Here is a 17,997-nt window from a genome sequence, read left to right as displayed (position 1 = left end):
GATCTCTCTTATCTCTAAATACTATGTAACATAGTATGCACCATACTATTTTAAATGAAATCGGTTTATAAGTAAAATGATTCACAGCAAAAAATTCGATTAAATCCATCAATCTATGAGTTCGATACCAAATATTAGTGTCAATTTCCGTTAAAAGGAAGGTAAATACTGAAAGTACTTCCTTGCCCATTTTCTGATTCAATCTCTAATCTTCCACTATGATTATCAATTATTTGATTGGAAATCATTAATCCTAAACCCGTACCATTCTTCTTAGTTGTAAAAAAAGGTTCTTTCAGCTTATGAATAAGATGCTTAGGGATTCCTGGCCCTTGATCTTTTATCGCAACCATACACTCTTCCCCATCATTTTTGACTAAAACATGGATCATACCACCGTCAGTCATTTCCTCAATTGCATTCTTTATTAAATTAATAAAAACCTGCTTAATTTGAGAACGATCACAGTACACCATACAGTCCTCATCATCTGCTTCTAATACTAAATCGATATCATACAAGTTAGCTTGTGTTTTCAAAAGTGTTATCACATCATGCAGCATTTTATTTATATTCTCATCGCTTTTATCGTCTGTCATCGGTTTAGAAATAAACAATAACTCCGATGTGATCGTGTTTATCTTGTCAATTTCATCCATCATGATTTTATAATACTCATCTTTACTACTAATACCGCCTTGCAATAACTGTACGAAACCTTTCAATGAAGTAAGAGGATTTCTTATTTCATGAGCTATACCTGCAGCTAATTGACCCGCGATTGACATTTTCTCAGATCGTATCAACATTTCCTCTGCTTGTTTTTTATCAGAAATATCTCTTGAAAGGGACAGAATCTTTTTTTCACCGTTCCAGTTAATTACTTGCAGAATCGTTTCGAACACAATAAATCTGCCTATTTGATTACGTATATGTATATAAAATTTCTGCTCCTCGGAACTGTTTACATTAAAAAATTTTCTGACATATTTCTGATCATCACGCATGATATAACGAAACACTGACTTACCAATTAGTTGTGCTTTGCTAAAGCCTAAAACTCTTCTAACTGATTCCGATATATATTCAATCTTTCCAGAATAATTATTAATACTTATAAGATCAAATCCATTAGCTTCGACCTTATTCAGTATCTCTTTTGGTAAATCCGAAAGCATGATATTTTTTTCCACTTCGTCATTTACACTCGTGCTATCTGGCTGATCGACATAATTAAGCAAGGCCTTACCCCCTAACTTTTTTCATCAAAAATATTTTGTTAAAAAGTCTAATCATGCTATAATATCAACGATCTAGTAAATTATATGAGAAATATAAATAATCATGACTAAATATACGATTCATAGTTATATTACTATATTTTACATAAAAATAAAATGATAATAAATTTGAATGGCAGGTGTCACCTTTATGTCCTTTAGCTTTATGCTATTTATCATGATATGGACTTTTATTTTATTAGGTCTGATTGCGATTGGTGGATATTTTATGTTTCGCAAATTTTTAAAGAGTTTGCCTAAAGATGATGGAAAATCTGATTTAGATTGGGAAAAATATTACATAGAACAATCTAAACACCTATGGAAAGATGATGAGAAAGCCTTTCTTGAAGAGTTAGTATCACCTGTGCCAGAATTGTTTCGTGATGTAGCAAGACAGAAGATTGCCGGTAAAATTGGCCAATTGGCTCTTGAGAAGAATGAATCGGAAATTACACAGGTAACTTTAATTCAAGGCTATATAATGGCAACTCCTAAACGAGATCATAAATTTTTACGTAAGAAACTAAAGGAAAAGTCTATTGATATAAACCAATATGAACCTTTCTTTCAATATTCACCTGAAGATTACCGGAATAAAAAATACGCAGCAAAAACACGCTAATATCTACGTTAAACGTGTCTTGCTGCGTTTTTAATTACCCCGAAAGCAGAGTTTCATGTTATCGATCACTAGAAATAGTTAAGACAATCGTCATCGTTACGCCAATAACCGTTAAATAAACACCTAAATCAAATAATAGTGCTGTTGCCAGCTCCACCTCACCGAAAACAGGAAGGTGGAAATAATCAAATGTTTGGCTAAGAAATGGTTGACCAAATAGGAAAGAGCCAACACCTGTAGCAATTGCAATAATCAGTCCAATTGTAATCATGGTACGATAATTAAATGGCAATACTTTATTAACAGCTCTTTCACCATAAGCCATATACATCAAAACAATTGCAGCCGCAGTCATCAAACCTCCAATAAAACCTCCACCTGGTTCATTGTGCCCTGCAAAAAATAAATTTACTGCAAACCCAAACAAGATAAACGCGATTAATACAGTCATTGTTTTTAGAATTAAATCATTCGTTTTTACCATAGACTTCCCCTCCGAATATTGTTAGTATATCTCTATCCGTTTGTTAAAATCCTTTAAAGTTAAAAAAACCAGCAAGAAATGATGTGAGCTTTGTCATTAAATCAAAAAACAAGAAGAACCCCATAAAAATCATTACATAGCCACCGATTTTCACTAACTTTTGTGAATTTCTCTTTATCCATTTCATTTTACCAATAAAAAAGGCAAGAATAAAGAACGGAATAGAAAAACCTAATGAATAAGCAGTCATTAATAATATCCCTAATTCAGTATTTGTTGCTGCGAGCGAAATGACCGCCATCAAAATTGGACCTGTACATGGAGTCCATCCTAATGAAAATGCCATACCAATAATAAATGATCCAATGAAACCAGCTGGTCTGTTTTTAAAATGTACTTTTTTTTCTTTCATTAAAAAATCAAAATTTAAAGCTCCTATGATAATTAGACCAAAAAATACAATTAAAATTGCACCTATTTGACGAATTAAATTCTCCCAGTAATTTAAAAATTCACCAATGAAACTTGTCGTAAAACCAAGGAGAATAAATATACTAGAAAAACCTAGAAGAAAAAATAAAGTATGTAGAATGCTTTTATAGTTAAACATTGCTTTTTCTTCTTTTATATCATTGACACTCATACCAGTAATGTACGAAAGAAATGCTGGATAAAGCGGTAATACACATGGAGAGATAAATGATAAAAAACCTGCTCCAAATGCAATAAAAATATTTACTTCATTCAAGTTGGTCACTCCAGACTCCTCAAAATTCATCACGCTGCTAACGGTAAGCCCCCACTTCAAGTTAACATAAGTAAGCAACAGACGCTAACAGCCTGATAAGTTTTGTTAATGATCAATGGGGATCAAACCGTCCTGATCAAAGGCTCATTTTATAGAATTCCTATCTCTATAAATATAATAAAACCCTTGCTGTTTATTAGCAAGGATTCTAATTCGACAATTATGTTACAACCTATGGTTATTTATTATCCATTTGGTTGTTCATAGAACGCATCATTTGCTTGATTTTCTTCTGCGATGGTTTTTGGCCCATTTGCATCATTAATGTTCTTAACATTTGTTCATTAATGGGTGGGTTTTTCTTTAAATAGTTCATCATATACTTTCTCGCGATAAAAAAGCCTAGGGCAATCCCGGCTAAAAGAGCAACCACGATAAATATAATCCAAAGAACAGTGCTCATTCGTTTTGTTCCTCCTTCAACTTGTCTCTTATACAGTATAGTAAAAGTCCTTTAATAATACAAGCACTTGCTTGTGAATTTGTCTACTCAAAAAAGCTTTAGCTTAATATCATATCATGATTGTTCGCATTTACAATATTTTTAGGTTTGTTGAAACACATTTCTAATGGCAAAAAAATGGGACGAGGAACCTGCTCCTCTGTCCCATTTTAGTTTAATTAAAATAATTCATTTACATGTTTAACGACATTTTCTACAGTAAAGCCGTATTCTTCAATAAGCTTGTTTCCATTCGCAGATGCACCGAATGTGTCGATTGCAATGATTTTTCCTTCAAGGCCGACATAACGCTCCCAGCCTAATGAAGAAGCCATTTCAATAGCAACTCGTTTCGTTACAGCACTTGGTAATACTGATTCTTTATATGCTGCATCTTGTTTGTCGAAACGATCCCATGAAGGAATACTTACAACACTTACGTCTTTTCCTTCTTCTTTTAAAGTTTTTTGCGCTTTCACTGCAAGCTGTACTTCAGAACCAGTAGCAACTAGAATCGCATCTGGAGTTTCTTTCGAAGCAGGGCTTACTACATAACCACCTTTTTTCACACCTTCATATGCATTTTCAGCAGTACCTTCTAATGTAGGAAGTCCTTGACGAGTAAGCACTAATGCAGTTGGCTGTGATGTAGACTCCATAGCTAAGCGCCATGCAGCTTGTACTTCATTACCGTCTGCTGGGCGAATAACAGAAAGATTTGGCATAGCTCTAAACGCAGCTAGTTGTTCTACTGGTTCGTGAGTTGGTCCGTCTTCTCCTACCGCAATTGAATCGTGTGTTAATACATATGTTACAGGGAGATTCTGAATAGCAGACAGACGAACTGCTGGACGTAAGTAGTCACTGAATACGAAGAAAGTACCACCGAATACTTTAAGTCCTCCATGTAATGCCATACCATTTAACGCAGCTGCCATCGCAAATTCACGTACACCAAACCAGATATTACGTTTGTCTGGCTCTGCAGCTGAGAAGTCACCAGCATCTTTTAGATTCGTTTTATTAGAACCTGCTAAGTCTGCACTACCACCGAATAACGAAGGTACAGTTTTCGCAATAGCATTTAACACTTCACCTGATGTAGCACGAGTAGCAGCTTCGTCTTTACCTGCTTCATATACTGGTAAGTCTTTATCCCAGCCTTCAGGTAATTGATTGTTAATAGCCTCATCTAATTCCTGACCTAATTCAGGGTATGCTTTCTTGTACGCATCGAATAATTGTTTCCATTCTTGCTCTACTGCTTTACCGTTTTCAACAATTTTTGTATTAAAGTCCTGATATACTTCATCAGGTACATGGAAATCTTCATGTTCCCAATTATAATATTCTTTTGTTAATTTAACTTCATCTTCTCCAAGTGGTGCACCATGTGACGCAGCTGAAGCAGATTTATTAGGAGAACCATAACCGATTACAGTTTTAACTTCAATTAATGTTGGTTGGTCCGTATTTGCTTTTGCATCTGCAATAGCTTGTGAGATGGACTCTGTATCCGTACCATCTTCAACGCGGATTACTTGCCATCCATAAGCTTTAAAACGATCTTCTACATTCTCAGAGAAAGCTTTGTTTAACTCACCATCTAATGAAATATCATTTGAGTCATATAAAGCAATAAGCTTGCCTAATTTTAAGTGACCAGCTAGAGATGCAGACTCATGTGAAACACCTTCCATTAGATCTCCATCACTAACAAGTGCAAATGTATAGTGATCTACTACATTAAATTTATCTTTATTGTATTTAGCTGCCAAGTGTTTTTCAGCCATTGCCATACCAACACTCATCGCAATACCTTGACCTAATGGTCCTGTCGTTGCTTCTACCCCATCGGTATGGTGTACTTCTGGGTGACCAGGAGTTTTGGAATCCCATTGACGGAATCCTTTTAGATCATCAATTGTGACATCATAACCTGACAAGTGAAGTAAGCTGTACAATAACATAGAGCCATGACCTGCAGATAATACAAAACGGTCACGATTAAACCATTTAGAGCTTTTCGGGTTATGATTCATGTGTTGTGTCCAAAGCGTATATGCCATTGGAGCAGCCCCCATTGGCAACCCTGGATGACCAGAATTAGCTTTCTCAATCGCGTCTATTGACAATGTTCTTATTGCATTAATAGACATTTGTTCCATTTGATTTGCCATCTTTTCATTTGTCCCCTTTCAAAATTGCAAAATATGTACGCACATTTATAATCCTATAACGAAATCAGTTTAAAGACAAGTATATCAAGACAAAAAGCGCGTAATTTCTTTAGAAATATCAGTTTTTGCTAAACTTTTATAATTTTTGAAGAAAAAGTAGAATTCTCTACTTTTTCTTCTCTTTTAATCGTTTTAATTTTTCCGGAGTGACATCATTCCCGTTCGGGTCAACCACAGTCATCCCCTTCATATGATTTTTAAATGATTTTCTGACATTTTTCAGATAGGCTTCACGCAAAGATTTTTGTTCCTGCTTTTCTTCATCTGATAAACCTTCTGTTTTCGCTTTATTTGCTAATTCATTAATACGAGCAATTTTTTCCTTTGATAACATAGAGATTTGACACCTCTTTTCTATACCATAATAACGATTGATTTATTCTAGTTTACAATGAAAAAGAGTATACACGAATCGTATACTCTCTCTTTATTCTAATCTTGATTTAATCAGTTTTCAAGTGATTGGTATTCCTGATAACGGCGATGCACAGTTGCTTTAGATACATCGTAACCCATTCCTCTTAAAATCGACGCGATCTCTTGGAAGGTTAAATTATTCCCTTTTAACCTGACTACTTCTTCTATCGGAAATTCTTTTCGTTCTCTACCTTTGGCGAGATGCTGATTAGAAAGATTTTCAGCTGGATTAAATCCATTATTTACTGCCTTCTTCATCCCTCTTTTTATTTTTGCATTGTGTAATTTCCTTTGGTATTCCTCTACTATCGAGACAATTTGTAGTACCATTGAATCGCCTTCCGATAGTTGTAATTCACCATGGTGTGAAAGTGTATATATGTTGACATTTAAGCGATTTAACTGATGAAGTAATGCTATCTTTGTATTTCCTCTTCCAAGTCTTGTTTCATCTTGAATGAGTAGTGTGTCAGCCTTTCCGCTTTGAAACTCCTCTAACATTTCAAAAATACCTTCTCGTTCAATCTCATATCCACTCTGTTTTTCTTCTATTATATTGATGATTTCGAAATTATATTTATTTGCAAACAACTGCAATTCTTCTTGCTGCCGTTTAATAGAAGTTTCTTGCGCTTCCTTTTCTGTACTCACACGACAATAAATGATTGCTTTCGTCATAGATTTACTCCTTCATTTTATAAACTAGTTACTGCTGAAACATAAAAAAAGACAATAGCTAGTATAAAAGCAACCAAATAGAAAATGTCAATCTTAGAAATATTTTTTAACATGATAAATCCCTCCACAGAACTTTTGTTCGTACTTTTATTATACACGAACAGGTGTTCATGTCAACACTTTTCTCGAACGAATGTTTGTAAATCTAATCTTACTATGCTATACTTTGATTAATAAATAATACGTATAAGGGGATTTAAATATGACAAATCTATCAAAACGACAAGAGGAGATATTAGCTTATATTAAAGAGCAAGTAGAGCTAAAAGGATATCCACCATCTGTTCGTGAGATTGGAGAAGCAGTTGGTTTAGCATCAAGTTCAACCGTTCACGGTCATCTAGCCAGATTAGAGAAGAAAGGTTATATTAGACGTGATCCTACTAAACCAAGAGCGATAGAAGTACTTCCACAAGATGGAGAACTGGAAATTCCGAAAACAGAAGCTACATTTGCGCCAGTTATCGGGAAAGTAACGGCCGGTCTTCCTATCACAGCAGTCGAAAATATTGAAGAATATATTCCGATTCCGCACAATGAAATGCATGTAAGTGAACAGTTATTTGTATTGATTATTGAGGGAGACAGTATGATTGAAGCAGGAATATTAGATGGAGACAAGGTAATTGTCAAACAACAAAACACAGCAGAAAATGGAGATATTGTAGTTGCAATGACAGAAGACAGTGAAGCAACTGTAAAACGTTTCTTTAAAGAAAAGGATCATATTCGCTTGCAACCTGAAAATGCAACAATGGATCCGCTAATCTATGATAATGTCAGTATTTTAGGAAAAGTAGTCGGTTTGTACCGAAATATATAGTATATAGACTTAATAAGGTTTAATAAAAAAAGTGCGACCTATAAACGGTAGCACTTTTTTAACTATAATTTTATTACGGTAACTCCATGGCATTAAAAAACTTCCGCTATTTTCCTTTTTTCATAACATAAATTCTGAGCAGTTAAGGACAAATATAAAGGGATAAGAAAATAACCCCGACACTTAAAGTGCCAAGGGTTACCATGAATTTACACTGTTGTTGGAGATTAGCCTAGCAAGCCACCATTTGGTGGTGCAGGTAAAGTGAACGATGGCGGACCATTTGTGTCGTCACAACGGTTTGGATTTACATCACAAATATTTCCTTGTGAATCCTGGATAACTGGACGAGTTACAGTAATCGTTGTGCGTAAAACCACTTTAAATAAAATACCTTCAACTAATTCAATTCCAGCAGCACCTATCACTGGAACTCCAGGTTGAATGAAAGTTCCTTCCACTTCCAGAGGTGTTTCTTGTACGATATCTTGTGGACAAGCTCCTGGAAAATCAGTATGCTCTTGGAACGGAATGGTAGTATCTAAGGTAACTGGTAGTTCGATACCTAAAATTGACACCGTAATAGTAACTGGAAGAAGCCCGATATTAACAACTTTATCCTTAATAACACGAGCATTTTGAGTCACAGCATCCACATTCGGAGTAAGATTAACAGATACAAGATCGTCTAACACTCCTAAACCTGCAAATGCGGTTATAGGTAAAGTCACCTCTGCAACCTTTTGTACCGTTTTTGTTCCAACAAGTGAATTGACAACTACACAATCGTTCGTTAATTTAGCTGGTTCAAGAGCAGGTTTTTTAACATTACACTCGCAGCCTGCCGCTTGTTTTTTAGGTGGACATGGACAATCATGCTTTTTCCTTCTGGTTTTCGGTTTTATAGGAATTTTTCCGGGAACTTCCACTTTTACACCACAATTATGATGAGTCACTTTATTTCATCCCTTTCTGTTGTTTTTTAACCCAATTTCGGATTCTCTATATTTTACTTATTTTGATTGTTTTTGTGTGGGCATTCATTACATAATATGGTGTAAAAGTTCAAATTTTAATTTATGAGTAATTAAAGCTAAGAAATATATTCAAAGAAATGTAATTTAAAATTAAGTTATCAAATAAGAAACTAGTATTATTAACTACTTAACAATAAACAGATAGACTCGCCCATAAATGGAAACGACTTTATCACGGTATGCTATCGTCTGTAAGATTACCACTTCAAACTTCGAGTAACACGATGATAAAGTTATGCTCAGTGGTGGCCAAAAACCTAACTGAACAAAGGCTTTATTTTGAACAAGGAGTACATTCCAAATCGCTCCTTTGTTACAGCGGTTTTTTTGTATTCATGACTCACTAGAATGTTCCATTGTTTAAATTCTGTTGCAATTCTTTCACGACAAGTGAAGGTTCACTTAATTTTCCATCTACCACAGTACCTAGATATTGCTGGAGTTTCCGGATTGTTTGTGGTCCTAAATAACCGTCAATCTTAGCGCCAACCTTACTTTGTAATGCCTTAATAACTAAGCTACCGCCTTTACCAAAAGTGATACCTGATACGATCTTTGAGGTAACTTCATTGCGTAATTGATTGCTGATAACACCATCAACCACGGTTCCAAGATATTTTTGAAGTGCTCGTGTGGTTTGTTCTCCCCACCATCCATCTATTTTTAGGTTGGCTTTCTTGCTCTTTTTCCTGCCAATAACTGCATCAGGATTAATTGCTTTGACTTTTTCTTTCAAATTGAATATTTTAATCAAACCATCTACATGACCTTGAGCAATGCCCTCTAAAAAAGAATCCTTTTGTAACCTAGCTGCATCATCTTCAGAATCAATAAAGCCATTTTCCGTTAGTAATGCTGGCATATTAGATTCACGCAGCATATGGAAATTAGCTTTTTTTTGACCACGATTAGCCAAATTAACTTGACCAATAATGGCTCGGTGCATCACGTTACGATACTTAGCTGAATGTGAGCTATTAGATAATCCATTATAAATATAATCTTCATAGCCAGTTCCACCACCTGCGTTAATATGAACAGATACTAAATAATCTGCTCCCCATTTATTAGCATCATTCGTACGTTGATTTAACGATAATGTTTTATCGGTAGTACGACTTAGACGAACAGACAGGCCTTGGTACTGATTTAATTTTTCTCTTATATTCAACGATATAGCTAAGTTTAAATCTTTTTCTCTTAGCCCGTATCCCGTTGCACCTAGATCATTACCACCATGACCTGGATCAATATAAATTTTAACCATCTTTATCCTCCTCTGATCACCAAACTCTTCTCGTAATACTTCCGTCAGTTTTTTGTCACTTACTTCATTTATATGCTTAAACTTATTTGCTAGGTTGGACGGTACCATTACATCAACCTAATTAAGATTCTTGAAGATCAATAGAATTACCCTTTTATCTATTTTCGAGATTAAATAGCCTGCATTTTAACTATTATAAATATATAATTGCCCCAATCTTGCACCAAGTACCTCGATGGTAATCAATTATTGTATGACCGAGATATTTGTATTGTCTGTCCTGGTGCTAGTATAATTTTTTGTTTATTCCTAAAGAGTTGGGAGTTTTTTTACAAGAATATTTGGTATTTAGGAAGAAATTAAATCCCCCTGTATTAACGTCCCAATTAAGGACACATTAAAATATGATGTCGAACTTTGTGATAAATATAGGAGGGCATTTTATGAAATACAGGGAATATTGGGAGCAGATATACGAAAAACATGAAGAGTTAAATTCGATAATATCTTCTTATTGGAATAATTACTCCCACATGGGAACTTGGCAATTTTGGGTTGTGATTTTTTTATTGTTATTTCCCCTATTCTTGCTCTACTTTACAGTGGATAGAAAAAGGTTGTTTGAATTGTTTTTCTTTGGATACACTGCTCATATGCTATGGGCATATATTGATATTATGCTCGAAAGTTACGGTTATTTTGTTCACCCATACTTTCTTATACCAGCATTGCCGCTAGCACTAAATATGACTGCTTCCGTGCTTCCTGTAGGCTTCTTACTTGTGTATCAATATTGTACTAATAATCAGAAAAACTTCTATTTGTATACTCTAATTTTAAGTGCAGTCTTTGCATTTGGTTTTGGAAGCTTAGAAGCCCATTTTGGATTGGTAATATTCAATAAAGGAATGAATCAATTTTATCTGTTCCTCATCGATATAGTCATAGCATTTAGTTCTTATTGGTTTACGAAATTCATCAGAAGAATCGTAAATAATCAAAGATAATTACTCTATTATGGAGGTATTAGTTGAAATGTGTAAAAACATTTAGCTTTTTTCAAAAAAAGTGGGGCAAATGTGGAGCATCTGGTGGGGCAGAAAAATTATTAGCACCTCCTTACTCGGTAGGTGCTATTTTTTCTTTTGCTTCGTTAAATAGACGCAGAATATCAGGTTGTAAACTACCTTCCTCTATGTTCATATATTATGAAGAGTTAATAGAATTAAATGAGAAAGCCTTTAGCTAAGGCTGCTTTTTTTGCAGGAATTTTCGCTATGATATAATTACCTATTGTAAAATGAAACTCCTAATAATAAACCTTAGACAACTACTTATCACTTTTATGGAAAGGAATAGGTAAATGGATAATCAAAAGTTTCATTATAAGGTGAAATGTTATAACTGCAAAAGAGAGTTTAATGGATACGAAGGAAGTTTAAAATACAACCAGTATAAGCAAAATAGGTATGGTGTCTTTTGTTGTGAAGATTGTGGCCATAGAATACGAATGGAAGCTATAAAAAATTTCTTCAGAAAAATTATAAATAAAAAATCCCTACCACAAAAAATGAAGGGCGTAGTGCAATGACAGTATTTCTCAGAGGCACTGCTTTTTAGGCATGACCTGAATCTTGTAATTTGCCGTGATGATGGATATTTACACATATACCATATCCTCCAAAAGCTATATGGTATTTTTTATCATTCATTATTAACTTCCCCCATTCCCTGTTACTTTAATAACTATCTCAACGGTTCTCCAGAAACTATATGCCAATGTAGATGTTTTGAGTCCTGATAATCCCCTAAGTTTGTAATTACTCTACATGCACCATTTTCCTCGGTAACCATCGTTGCAACCTTTTTAATTACTCCCAATAGTTCTAATAATAACTCGTTATCACTTTCTTTCAACGTAATTAAAGAAGGTATATGCCTCTTAGGTATTGCAACAACATGGACTGGCCAAAAGGGTCTCGTATGATGATAGGCTAAAACATTTTCTGTTTCTAACACTTTATTGACTTGGGTTTTACCACTTAATACTTCATCACAATAAAAATCTTCCATCATAATGACCTCCTAAAATAATTTGTTATTTTGACAATTTCTATTCCTTTGTTTAACAATTTTGCCCGTTAGTTTAAGTGAATATCTTAATAATACCATAATTTTCATACTGAAATTATACCATAAAATAACAAATTGCGATTAATTAGTCTCCTCTCTTCATATAAAGAGCTTATAACTTATAATTTTAAATTTTTCCATTGCCTGGTCTATTCCATCCTGATTTATACCAATACTGTATCCTCATTTATATTTGTTAAATAAAGTTAATGATGCTATTATGTTCCTAGTGTATAGGAGGTGCATTTAAGTAATGACTACAATTAATGTTTTTGGTATTTTTGTGACTCTAATTCCACTAATTTTATCAATCGCTGCTATTATTTTTATTATTTGGTTTGCTCTTACTTTGATAAAAACATTGCAAGAAAAGAATAGAATTTTATCTGAAATTTCTAATGAGTTGAAAAAGAATAACCATCAAGATAATTTGTAAAGACTGCTCTAGCGGTCTTTTTTAATTTATAAGGAAAGTATATAATAAGCGGTATGATAGTGTTTTTGTATCATAGGTGGTCATTTTGAAGTGATGTGTAGACGGAAAGCATCGCTCCGGCTGCCCGCTTCCCTTTCCGTGGGGTTTTGCCTTCAGCTAACTTTCCCAAGCAAAAACCGCTTGAATAAGTGGATCTTCAGGTAACACATTTCCCACAGAAGTTGAAGCGGGCGGCCTCCGCTATAAGCAGCTCTACAACGTATGTGACAGCTAACTTTTTGAGGTTTTATACAATGTGAAATAAAAGACGTAATGTCCATACGTTAAAACAATGTATAACGTTATTTAGCGTAGGCGTCCACTTCGACTCCTGTGGGATCAGCGTGATCTGAAGACATGCCCTACGGAAAGCGAAGTGGGCAAGCCGCAGTGGTTGTTACGCCTATTATTCATGTCAAAATATCTACTTTGGACAGGACCGGGCAGGCTTTCCCGGTTTTTCTTGTCTTCAAATTAATATTCCTTATTGCCGTGCTTGTATTATTTAACTCTTGAAAATAATCGCGTCTTCGAGATCAGTATTTCTACATCCGCATAAATCAAAAATTCTAATGCAGACATTTGCTAATTATTTTCAAACTCTTCTTGATTTCTTTACGATCAGCTTCCAGTGCTTCAGATACTTCACTATGGATTAGCGCCAATAATATTTCGGTTTCTCTCGTCTCGGTTCATCATACCAATGGAGGCGGGTACGACCTGAAATTTATTCAAGAACGCCTAGGACATGGTAGTTATCAAATTACTGCAGACGTATACTCACATATCTCTAAACGATTGGAGAAGGAATCGATGGAAAAATATGAGTCTTACTTTAATGACATTACTCCTGTAAAAAGTGTGGCATTTGTGGGGCAACTAAAAAACGCACATTTCTCATGATAAGAAAAACCCTCGACACCAACCCACCAACCGTGCCAAGGGTTTATAGTTATTAATACGTTTGGATATATTGTTCTCTTTCCCAAGGGTGAACTTGTGTTCTAATTATAAATTAATAGGAGGAAACTCTTTAAATTTAGTTCAAATGATTGATAAAACAACCTTTTTAAATTTTTTGGGGTGGATTTTTGGGGTGTATTAGAATTGAATAAACTGTTGATATAAAAGGTTAGCACCTACTTATACGGTAGGTGCTTAAATATATTATTAATCCACGAATTTCGTATTTTTAACTTTCCATTGTTCTAGTTTAATGAATAACCAAAATGAATAGATGCCAAGGGTAACGATAGTAAGAAGCCACCACTTAATCCAATTACCGAATAAACCAACAGCTGATCCTGTAAACTTTAACCTTCTACCTTCATAGACTGTATGATTGATCTTCCAAGCATATTTCATCGTTATGGACCAAGGGTAACAAATTCCAAATGTACATACTGTAACTAAGAAACCTAATATGCTCCATCCAATATACTGTAAAAGACCACCATCGAAATAAGATTTAACCTCTACTGATTTTGCAACAAAAACCTCTTGTGTTTCGCTCATATTAATTTCTCTCCTTTTAATAGAAATAAGTTCAATACTATAATACTACAATTCATGACTATATTCCTACTCAAAAAGTAATTTTATATATTGAACTCCATTATTCTACAACATTTCCATGAGAAAAAACACCTACTTTTGTGTAGGTGCACCTCTTTTTCCTTCTTCTCTTTCTTGGATAAGTGTATCTAATTTCTCATTGATGCGATCAATGTCTTCCTTCGTTAGTCCGTTTAGTAGGTCTTGATGGGATGTATTTCTTAGCATTTTACCACCCTCCCACTATGACATATACTATTACTTTCGACATTCACCTTTATATTCCTTCCAGAAAGTATAATTTGCATAAACTTAATATTCGGATATACAATAGCAACAAACATTCCTGTACTGGAGTGATTTTATGATTGATTTTTTGAAAATTTTCTTAAAAGAAAAGCGTCCTCTAAGGAACTAGAGAACGCTTCGTTACATTTTCTTTAGTGAAACAATTTGTAACTATTGAAAATAGATATAAATTGTTCCTTTGATATTTTATTAAAATTAGTGACATTTGCATGCTTCAAGGCCTGTCGGAATTGATTTTTAGTAAAAAGAACATGATATTCTCTGTTTACCCATTTATAAACAAACGAGTGATACTTTTTGTAGTCTTTTTTTAAAATCAATGGTTTATGTCGTTCAAGTACGATCAATACAGAATCTACACTTGGCTTAGGGTGAAAATATGCTCGTGGTACTTTTTTTAGGGTTTTTATGTCTATTTCCACCATCAACAGCAAACCCAAAGCCCGTTGCGTGTTTTGCAACCTTTTCGCAAAACCTTCCTCCACGAGAAGGTAATTATATTTCGACTGGCTTTCAAAAGCGATTTTTTTGACAATATCAGTACTGATATTAAAGGGAATATTACCGTATATTTTATAGTCAGCATCTTTTGGGAAGGCAAATTTCAGAATATCTGTATGGATAACTTTTATATTCTGAAAAGGCTCAACCGCTTTTTGAGTGGTTCGACATAAGTCTTCTTCAATTTCTATAGCAGTAACCGAGTGACTCATTTTGACTAGTTCTTTGGTAAAATGCCCTTTTCCTGCTCCGATTTCTATTACGTTGTCTTGTTTATTGATATTCGTATGATTCAATATTTCTTTTACATGCTTTTTAGAAGTAATAAAATTTTGCGTGTCTTTTGGTTTTTTCTGGTTCATTATAACCTTCTCCTTGCTGGTTATAATGAACTGATCATAAGTGTTCATTATAACCAATTATTTTTGATTTGGTTGATAATGAACATATTTAATGACAAATATAGAAAATATACCCATACTTTTATCTCCTTTCCAATCTTTTCATTATGAAAGAGATAAAGTAAAATCTACTACTGCAATACTAGTGCACATATTTGAATCCTCCTTATAAAACTTATTATATCATCTTTGATTACTTTTTAGAATATTGTCCTCTATATAATTTTAGACTTGTTTTTTTGTAAATTTGCATAAATTTGATATTTGGATATTTAATAAGAACAAACATTCTTGTTATGAGGTGATATTTATGATTGATCGGGGAAATAAGAAATGGACTGCAATGATGATGCCTGAACATCTTGAGATGCTGCATGAAATTTTCGAAGAAGAACAAAAGATTGATAAACCTATTTTATCTGAAGATCAGTATCATGAAATGCAGATCACCATAAATGAAGCTATGCAATTTAAAAAGAAATTAGATATAGTTTACTGGAATAATCATAGGCTTCATACTATTGAAGGTTTTATCGAAAAAATCAAATGAACAAATCTCACTATCAATATTGTAGACAGCATTGATCTATTAGACATTAACAATGTTGTGGAGTTGTCTTTATGCGATATATAACAGATGAGGAATTCAAAATAGCAAGCCGTTTTTTATTTTTTAGTATGGCCATTGAAGTAATCCAGAAGGATTTAGATACATTACGTAGCAACACCATCTTTAAAATTAACAAACCTTATATTAAGTTGCTGGAATCGATTGAGAAGAAAGCCATTGAGGAAAGACGTGAGTTGAAGCAACAAATGAATATGAAACATTTAAATGTGTTACAGACAGGTAAAGATGACATGTTTACGGAGTATATTTTCTATTCTAAACGTAAAGAGGAAAAAAGGCATTATTTTAATCCGGCTATACGGAAGAAGGTATTGGTGATAATAGAGGAATTATTTGAGTCAATTAAGTTGAAAACGGGCAACTAAGGTTGTCTTTTTTTATTGCAAAAACTTTTATAATTGATCGTATAACTAGGAAAAACAAACTAATGATAAAGATAACTATCTAAAAAAAGGAGGCGATATAAATGAATACACTACAACGTATTGCTTAGCATTAGTAATTATTGGTGGTATAAACTGGGGGTTGCATCTATATTTGGAGGACAAGATGCTGCACTTTCCAGACTAATCTACACATTAGTAGGAATCGGTGCTTTATGCTGTTTACCCTTATCGTTCGCAGATGAGTCTAAGAGAGCCATTGAAGGAAGTCAAAATTTAGCTTATTCTACTGAGTTTGCAGAGGAAAATGAGCTGTCTGAATTTAACAATAAATTTTACTGGGAAATTTTTTCAAAAACCCCCCTCTTTTTTTTCTAAAAAAAATTTAAGAAGAAGGATGAAGCTTGGTTAGAAAAAGAATCCAAATAGTCTTCGTAGAAAATCTATTATTAAAAAGATAACTAATAGACCTAATACTATTTGTGAGAGTATAGCCCCTATTTTCGCAAACAGATGATCTTTAAATTTAATCCCAATTGTTGCAGCTAAAATGAGCAGGGTAATAGTGATTATACTCTCTGGTATATTAAGCCGAAGGAAATTAAATACATGTTCACCGAGAGGTTTTTTATTGATTATCGTATTCGACACTGCGATAGCTAAAATAAAGAAAAGTAATGATAGACTACCTACTCCTAACCTTCTATTTTTTTTCAAATTAATTACCTCCTAATAGAAAAATTCGGAAATGATAATGATAAATGAAACGCTTTAAGTTATTAGATGCAATATAACATATATGTTATAAAATACCAATACTTAAAAAGGAGTGTTTTTATGGAAATCAGATGGAAATCGTTGGGCGTGTCGATTGTCGCTATGTTTCTTTTGCTTATTCAACCAATATCTCGTGTTCGTCAGCTTTATTAATATATTTTTCTAACAAAATTCTTTTCTTAGCTTCAGTTATTTCGGTATCGACTTCCTCATTCCAATTAATTATTGTTGAAATCATATCACCTATACTACCCATTAAACCTAATGCCTTGTATCTGATAGTCCCAATAGTTTTATATTTTACTATTTCATTCTCTTCCTCAGAATCAATTCTAATCTTGTCTAAACTTTTTTCTAGCGATTGGCCTTGAACGTATAAGTAATTATCCGTATTAGTAGCAATAAACTTTGATTTTTCCTTGTCCATCGTATACCTCCCCTGAATTTTAATTTACTATTATTCTACAGAAGGTATATTTTTAATACAATTATTCATTCTCACATATCCAAAAGACTCGATAAACAATCAATGGAAAAATATGAATCTTACTTCAATCAAATTACATCAACAGGCAATGATTAATTTTTTGTGGGTGTCTCGTGGGTGCTGTTGTGGGTGGACAAAAATTCACTACTATTATTAAACAAAAGAAAAACCCCCGACACCAACAG

General features: G+C 33.8%; 25 protein-coding genes. 9 read left to right on the top strand and 16 right to left on the bottom strand.

The features are described from left to right. Window positions 1–140: 140 nt before the first annotated feature. Window positions 141–1,241 carry an ATP-binding protein gene (locus GHT08_RS04125; RefSeq protein ID WP_163580010.1) on the bottom strand — a complete coding sequence of 367 codons (1,101 nt, stop codon included), beginning with the start codon at window positions 1,239–1,241 and terminating at the stop codon, window positions 141–143. A 190-nt stretch (window positions 1,242–1,431) separates the two neighbouring features. On the opposite strand from GHT08_RS04125, the gene GHT08_RS04120 reads away from it, so the two are divergent. After that, window positions 1,432–1,905 (top strand): DUF2621 family protein, encoded by a 474-nt coding sequence (locus GHT08_RS04120; RefSeq protein WP_163580008.1) that lies wholly within the window; start codon window positions 1,432–1,434, stop codon window positions 1,903–1,905. Window positions 1,906–1,963: 58 nt separating this feature from the next. On the opposite strand, the gene GHT08_RS04115 is transcribed toward GHT08_RS04120, so the two are convergent. The 6 genes from GHT08_RS04115 to GHT08_RS04090 form a co-directional block, all read right to left on the bottom strand. Then, the gene (locus tag GHT08_RS04115) at window positions 1,964–2,389 is read right to left on the bottom strand and encodes a Na(+)/H(+) antiporter subunit B (protein WP_163580006.1); all 426 of its coding nucleotides are present in this window, start codon (window positions 2,387–2,389) and stop codon (window positions 1,964–1,966) included. Between the two features lie 43 nt (window positions 2,390–2,432). Then, window positions 2,433–3,137, bottom strand: coding sequence for a cytochrome c biogenesis CcdA family protein (locus tag GHT08_RS04110; RefSeq protein ID WP_163580004.1), 705 nt, complete (start codon window positions 3,135–3,137; stop codon window positions 2,433–2,435). A 238-nt stretch (window positions 3,138–3,375) separates the two neighbouring features. Continuing rightward, on the bottom strand, window positions 3,376–3,600 hold the full coding sequence (locus GHT08_RS04105) for a YneF family protein (RefSeq protein WP_018934021.1): 225 nt from the start codon (window positions 3,598–3,600) through the stop codon (window positions 3,376–3,378). 218 nt (window positions 3,601–3,818) lie between these two features. Continuing rightward, window positions 3,819–5,819 (bottom strand): transketolase, encoded by a 2,001-nt coding sequence (tkt, locus tag GHT08_RS04100; RefSeq protein WP_163580002.1) that lies wholly within the window; start codon window positions 5,817–5,819, stop codon window positions 3,819–3,821. 166 nt (window positions 5,820–5,985) lie between these two features. Continuing rightward, complete coding sequence (locus GHT08_RS04095) at window positions 5,986–6,213, bottom strand: DUF896 domain-containing protein (protein ID WP_153834217.1); 228 nt, start codon at window positions 6,211–6,213, stop codon at window positions 5,986–5,988. Between the two features lie 113 nt (window positions 6,214–6,326). Continuing rightward, window positions 6,327–6,974, bottom strand: a complete 648-nt coding sequence (locus GHT08_RS04090; RefSeq protein ID WP_153834218.1) for a YneB family resolvase-like protein — start codon at window positions 6,972–6,974, stop codon at window positions 6,327–6,329. Between the two features lie 262 nt (window positions 6,975–7,236). On the opposite strand from GHT08_RS04090, the gene lexA reads away from it, so the two are divergent. Beyond that, entirely contained in the window at window positions 7,237–7,857 is a 621-nt protein-coding gene (lexA, locus tag GHT08_RS04085) for a transcriptional repressor LexA (protein ID WP_163580000.1), read from the top strand. Between the two features lie 227 nt (window positions 7,858–8,084). On the opposite strand, the gene GHT08_RS04080 is transcribed toward lexA, so the two are convergent. Together GHT08_RS04080 and GHT08_RS04075 are read right to left on the bottom strand one after the other, a co-directional pair. Beyond that, entirely contained in the window at window positions 8,085–8,813 is a 729-nt protein-coding gene (locus tag GHT08_RS04080) for a hypothetical protein (RefSeq protein ID WP_163579998.1), read from the bottom strand. 424 nt (window positions 8,814–9,237) lie between these two features. Beyond that, entirely contained in the window at window positions 9,238–10,161 is a 924-nt protein-coding gene (locus GHT08_RS04075) for an N-acetylmuramoyl-L-alanine amidase family protein (protein WP_163579997.1), read from the bottom strand. Between the two features lie 443 nt (window positions 10,162–10,604). Here GHT08_RS04075 and GHT08_RS04070 point away from each other — a divergent pair, with 443 nt between their 5' ends. From GHT08_RS04070 to GHT08_RS22110, 3 genes are all read left to right on the top strand, one after another. Continuing rightward, a complete protein-coding gene (locus tag GHT08_RS04070) occupies window positions 10,605–11,168 on the top strand; it encodes a hypothetical protein (RefSeq protein ID WP_163579996.1) in 564 nt (187 codons plus the stop codon). Between the two features lie 23 nt (window positions 11,169–11,191). Beyond that, window positions 11,192–11,410, top strand: a complete 219-nt coding sequence (locus GHT08_RS04065) for a hypothetical protein (protein WP_163579995.1) — start codon at window positions 11,192–11,194, stop codon at window positions 11,408–11,410. A 114-nt stretch (window positions 11,411–11,524) separates the two neighbouring features. Continuing rightward, window positions 11,525–11,752, top strand: a complete 228-nt coding sequence (locus tag GHT08_RS22110) for a hypothetical protein (protein ID WP_238343495.1) — start codon at window positions 11,525–11,527, stop codon at window positions 11,750–11,752. Between the two features lie 155 nt (window positions 11,753–11,907). On the opposite strand, the gene GHT08_RS04060 is transcribed toward GHT08_RS22110, so the two are convergent. Then, on the bottom strand, window positions 11,908–12,237 hold the full coding sequence (locus GHT08_RS04060) for an HIT domain-containing protein (RefSeq protein ID WP_163579994.1): 330 nt from the start codon (window positions 12,235–12,237) through the stop codon (window positions 11,908–11,910). A gap of 310 nt (window positions 12,238–12,547) precedes the next feature. On the opposite strand from GHT08_RS04060, the gene GHT08_RS04055 reads away from it, so the two are divergent. Then, window positions 12,548–12,730 (top strand): hypothetical protein, encoded by a 183-nt coding sequence (locus tag GHT08_RS04055; RefSeq protein ID WP_163579993.1) that lies wholly within the window; start codon window positions 12,548–12,550, stop codon window positions 12,728–12,730. 1,209 nt (window positions 12,731–13,939) lie between these two features. On the opposite strand, the gene GHT08_RS04045 is transcribed toward GHT08_RS04055, so the two are convergent. From GHT08_RS04045 to GHT08_RS22545, 4 genes are all read right to left on the bottom strand, one after another. Beyond that, on the bottom strand, window positions 13,940–14,284 hold the full coding sequence (locus GHT08_RS04045) for a DUF898 family protein (protein ID WP_163579992.1): 345 nt from the start codon (window positions 14,282–14,284) through the stop codon (window positions 13,940–13,942). Window positions 14,285–14,416: 132 nt separating this feature from the next. Beyond that, entirely contained in the window at window positions 14,417–14,551 is a 135-nt protein-coding gene (locus tag GHT08_RS22365; protein WP_272953877.1) for a hypothetical protein, read from the bottom strand. Between the two features lie 212 nt (window positions 14,552–14,763). After that, window positions 14,764–15,495, bottom strand: coding sequence for a 23S rRNA (adenine(2058)-N(6))-methyltransferase Erm(A) (gene erm(A) / locus GHT08_RS04040; RefSeq protein ID WP_163579991.1), 732 nt, complete (start codon window positions 15,493–15,495; stop codon window positions 14,764–14,766). Window positions 15,496–15,552: 57 nt separating this feature from the next. Continuing rightward, on the bottom strand, window positions 15,553–15,612 hold the full coding sequence (locus GHT08_RS22545) for an erythromycin resistance leader peptide (RefSeq protein WP_163580097.1): 60 nt from the start codon (window positions 15,610–15,612) through the stop codon (window positions 15,553–15,555). A gap of 232 nt (window positions 15,613–15,844) precedes the next feature. Here GHT08_RS22545 and GHT08_RS04030 point away from each other — a divergent pair, with 232 nt between their 5' ends. The 3 genes from GHT08_RS04030 to GHT08_RS04020 all read left to right on the top strand — a co-directional run bounded on the left by GHT08_RS04030 (window position 15,845) and on the right by GHT08_RS04020 (window position 16,926). Then, window positions 15,845–16,084, top strand: a complete 240-nt coding sequence (locus GHT08_RS04030; protein ID WP_163579990.1) for a YolD-like family protein — start codon at window positions 15,845–15,847, stop codon at window positions 16,082–16,084. A 71-nt stretch (window positions 16,085–16,155) separates the two neighbouring features. Further along, window positions 16,156–16,530, top strand: coding sequence for a YhjD family protein (locus tag GHT08_RS04025; protein ID WP_163579988.1), 375 nt, complete (start codon window positions 16,156–16,158; stop codon window positions 16,528–16,530). Window positions 16,531–16,650: 120 nt separating this feature from the next. Beyond that, window positions 16,651–16,926 carry a DUF378 domain-containing protein gene (locus GHT08_RS04020; RefSeq protein ID WP_337747074.1) on the top strand — a complete coding sequence of 92 codons (276 nt, stop codon included), beginning with the start codon at window positions 16,651–16,653 and terminating at the stop codon, window positions 16,924–16,926. Window positions 16,927–16,956: 30 nt separating this feature from the next. On the opposite strand, the gene GHT08_RS04015 is transcribed toward GHT08_RS04020, so the two are convergent. Next, window positions 16,957–17,265: a hypothetical protein gene (locus tag GHT08_RS04015; protein WP_163579986.1), complete on the bottom strand. Its 309-nt coding sequence runs from the start codon at window positions 17,263–17,265 to the stop codon at window positions 16,957–16,959. A 175-nt stretch (window positions 17,266–17,440) separates the two neighbouring features. Next, window positions 17,441–17,752, bottom strand: coding sequence for a hypothetical protein (locus GHT08_RS04010; RefSeq protein WP_163579985.1), 312 nt, complete (start codon window positions 17,750–17,752; stop codon window positions 17,441–17,443). Window positions 17,753–17,997: the final 245 nt, after the last annotated feature.

It is taken from the genome of Gracilibacillus saliphilus (assembly GCF_010994085.1).
GTDB lineage: Bacteria > Bacillota > Bacilli > Bacillales > Amphibacillaceae > Gracilibacillus > Gracilibacillus lacisalsi.
Note: the sequence above shows the minus strand (reverse complement) of the source record. Positions and strands in the feature narration are given on the sequence as shown.

Excerpts from the sequence above, each read along its gene's own strand:
- GHT08_RS04120 (WP_163580008.1), top strand. The coding sequence starts at position 1,432 with ATGTCCTTTAGCTTTATGCTATTTATCATGATATGGACTTTTATTTTA.
- GHT08_RS04115 (WP_163580006.1), bottom strand. The coding sequence starts at position 2,389 with ATGGTAAAAACGAATGATTTAATTCTAAAAACAATGACTGTATTAATC.
- GHT08_RS04105 (WP_018934021.1), bottom strand. The coding sequence starts at position 3,600 with ATGAGCACTGTTCTTTGGATTATATTTATCGTGGTTGCTCTTTTAGCC.
- tkt (WP_163580002.1), bottom strand. The coding sequence starts at position 5,819 with ATGGCAAATCAAATGGAACAAATGTCTATTAATGCAATAAGAACATTG.
- GHT08_RS04095 (WP_153834217.1), bottom strand. The coding sequence starts at position 6,213 with ATGTTATCAAAGGAAAAAATTGCTCGTATTAATGAATTAGCAAATAAA.
- GHT08_RS04090 (WP_153834218.1), bottom strand. The coding sequence starts at position 6,974 with ATGACGAAAGCAATCATTTATTGTCGTGTGAGTACAGAAAAGGAAGCG.
- lexA (WP_163580000.1), top strand. The coding sequence starts at position 7,237 with ATGACAAATCTATCAAAACGACAAGAGGAGATATTAGCTTATATTAAA.
- GHT08_RS04075 (WP_163579997.1), bottom strand. The coding sequence starts at position 10,161 with ATGGTTAAAATTTATATTGATCCAGGTCATGGTGGTAATGATCTAGGT.
- GHT08_RS04070 (WP_163579996.1), top strand. The coding sequence starts at position 10,605 with ATGAAATACAGGGAATATTGGGAGCAGATATACGAAAAACATGAAGAG.
- GHT08_RS22110 (WP_238343495.1), top strand. The coding sequence starts at position 11,525 with ATGGATAATCAAAAGTTTCATTATAAGGTGAAATGTTATAACTGCAAA.
- GHT08_RS04060 (WP_163579994.1), bottom strand. The coding sequence starts at position 12,237 with ATGATGGAAGATTTTTATTGTGATGAAGTATTAAGTGGTAAAACCCAA.
- GHT08_RS04055 (WP_163579993.1), top strand. The coding sequence starts at position 12,548 with ATGACTACAATTAATGTTTTTGGTATTTTTGTGACTCTAATTCCACTA.
- GHT08_RS04045 (WP_163579992.1), bottom strand. The coding sequence starts at position 14,284 with ATGAGCGAAACACAAGAGGTTTTTGTTGCAAAATCAGTAGAGGTTAAA.
- GHT08_RS22365 (WP_272953877.1), bottom strand. The coding sequence starts at position 14,551 with ATGCTAAGAAATACATCCCATCAAGACCTACTAAACGGACTAACGAAG.
- GHT08_RS04030 (WP_163579990.1), top strand. The coding sequence starts at position 15,845 with ATGATTGATCGGGGAAATAAGAAATGGACTGCAATGATGATGCCTGAA.
- GHT08_RS04025 (WP_163579988.1), top strand. The coding sequence starts at position 16,156 with ATGCGATATATAACAGATGAGGAATTCAAAATAGCAAGCCGTTTTTTA.
- GHT08_RS04010 (WP_163579985.1), bottom strand. The coding sequence starts at position 17,752 with ATGGACAAGGAAAAATCAAAGTTTATTGCTACTAATACGGATAATTAC.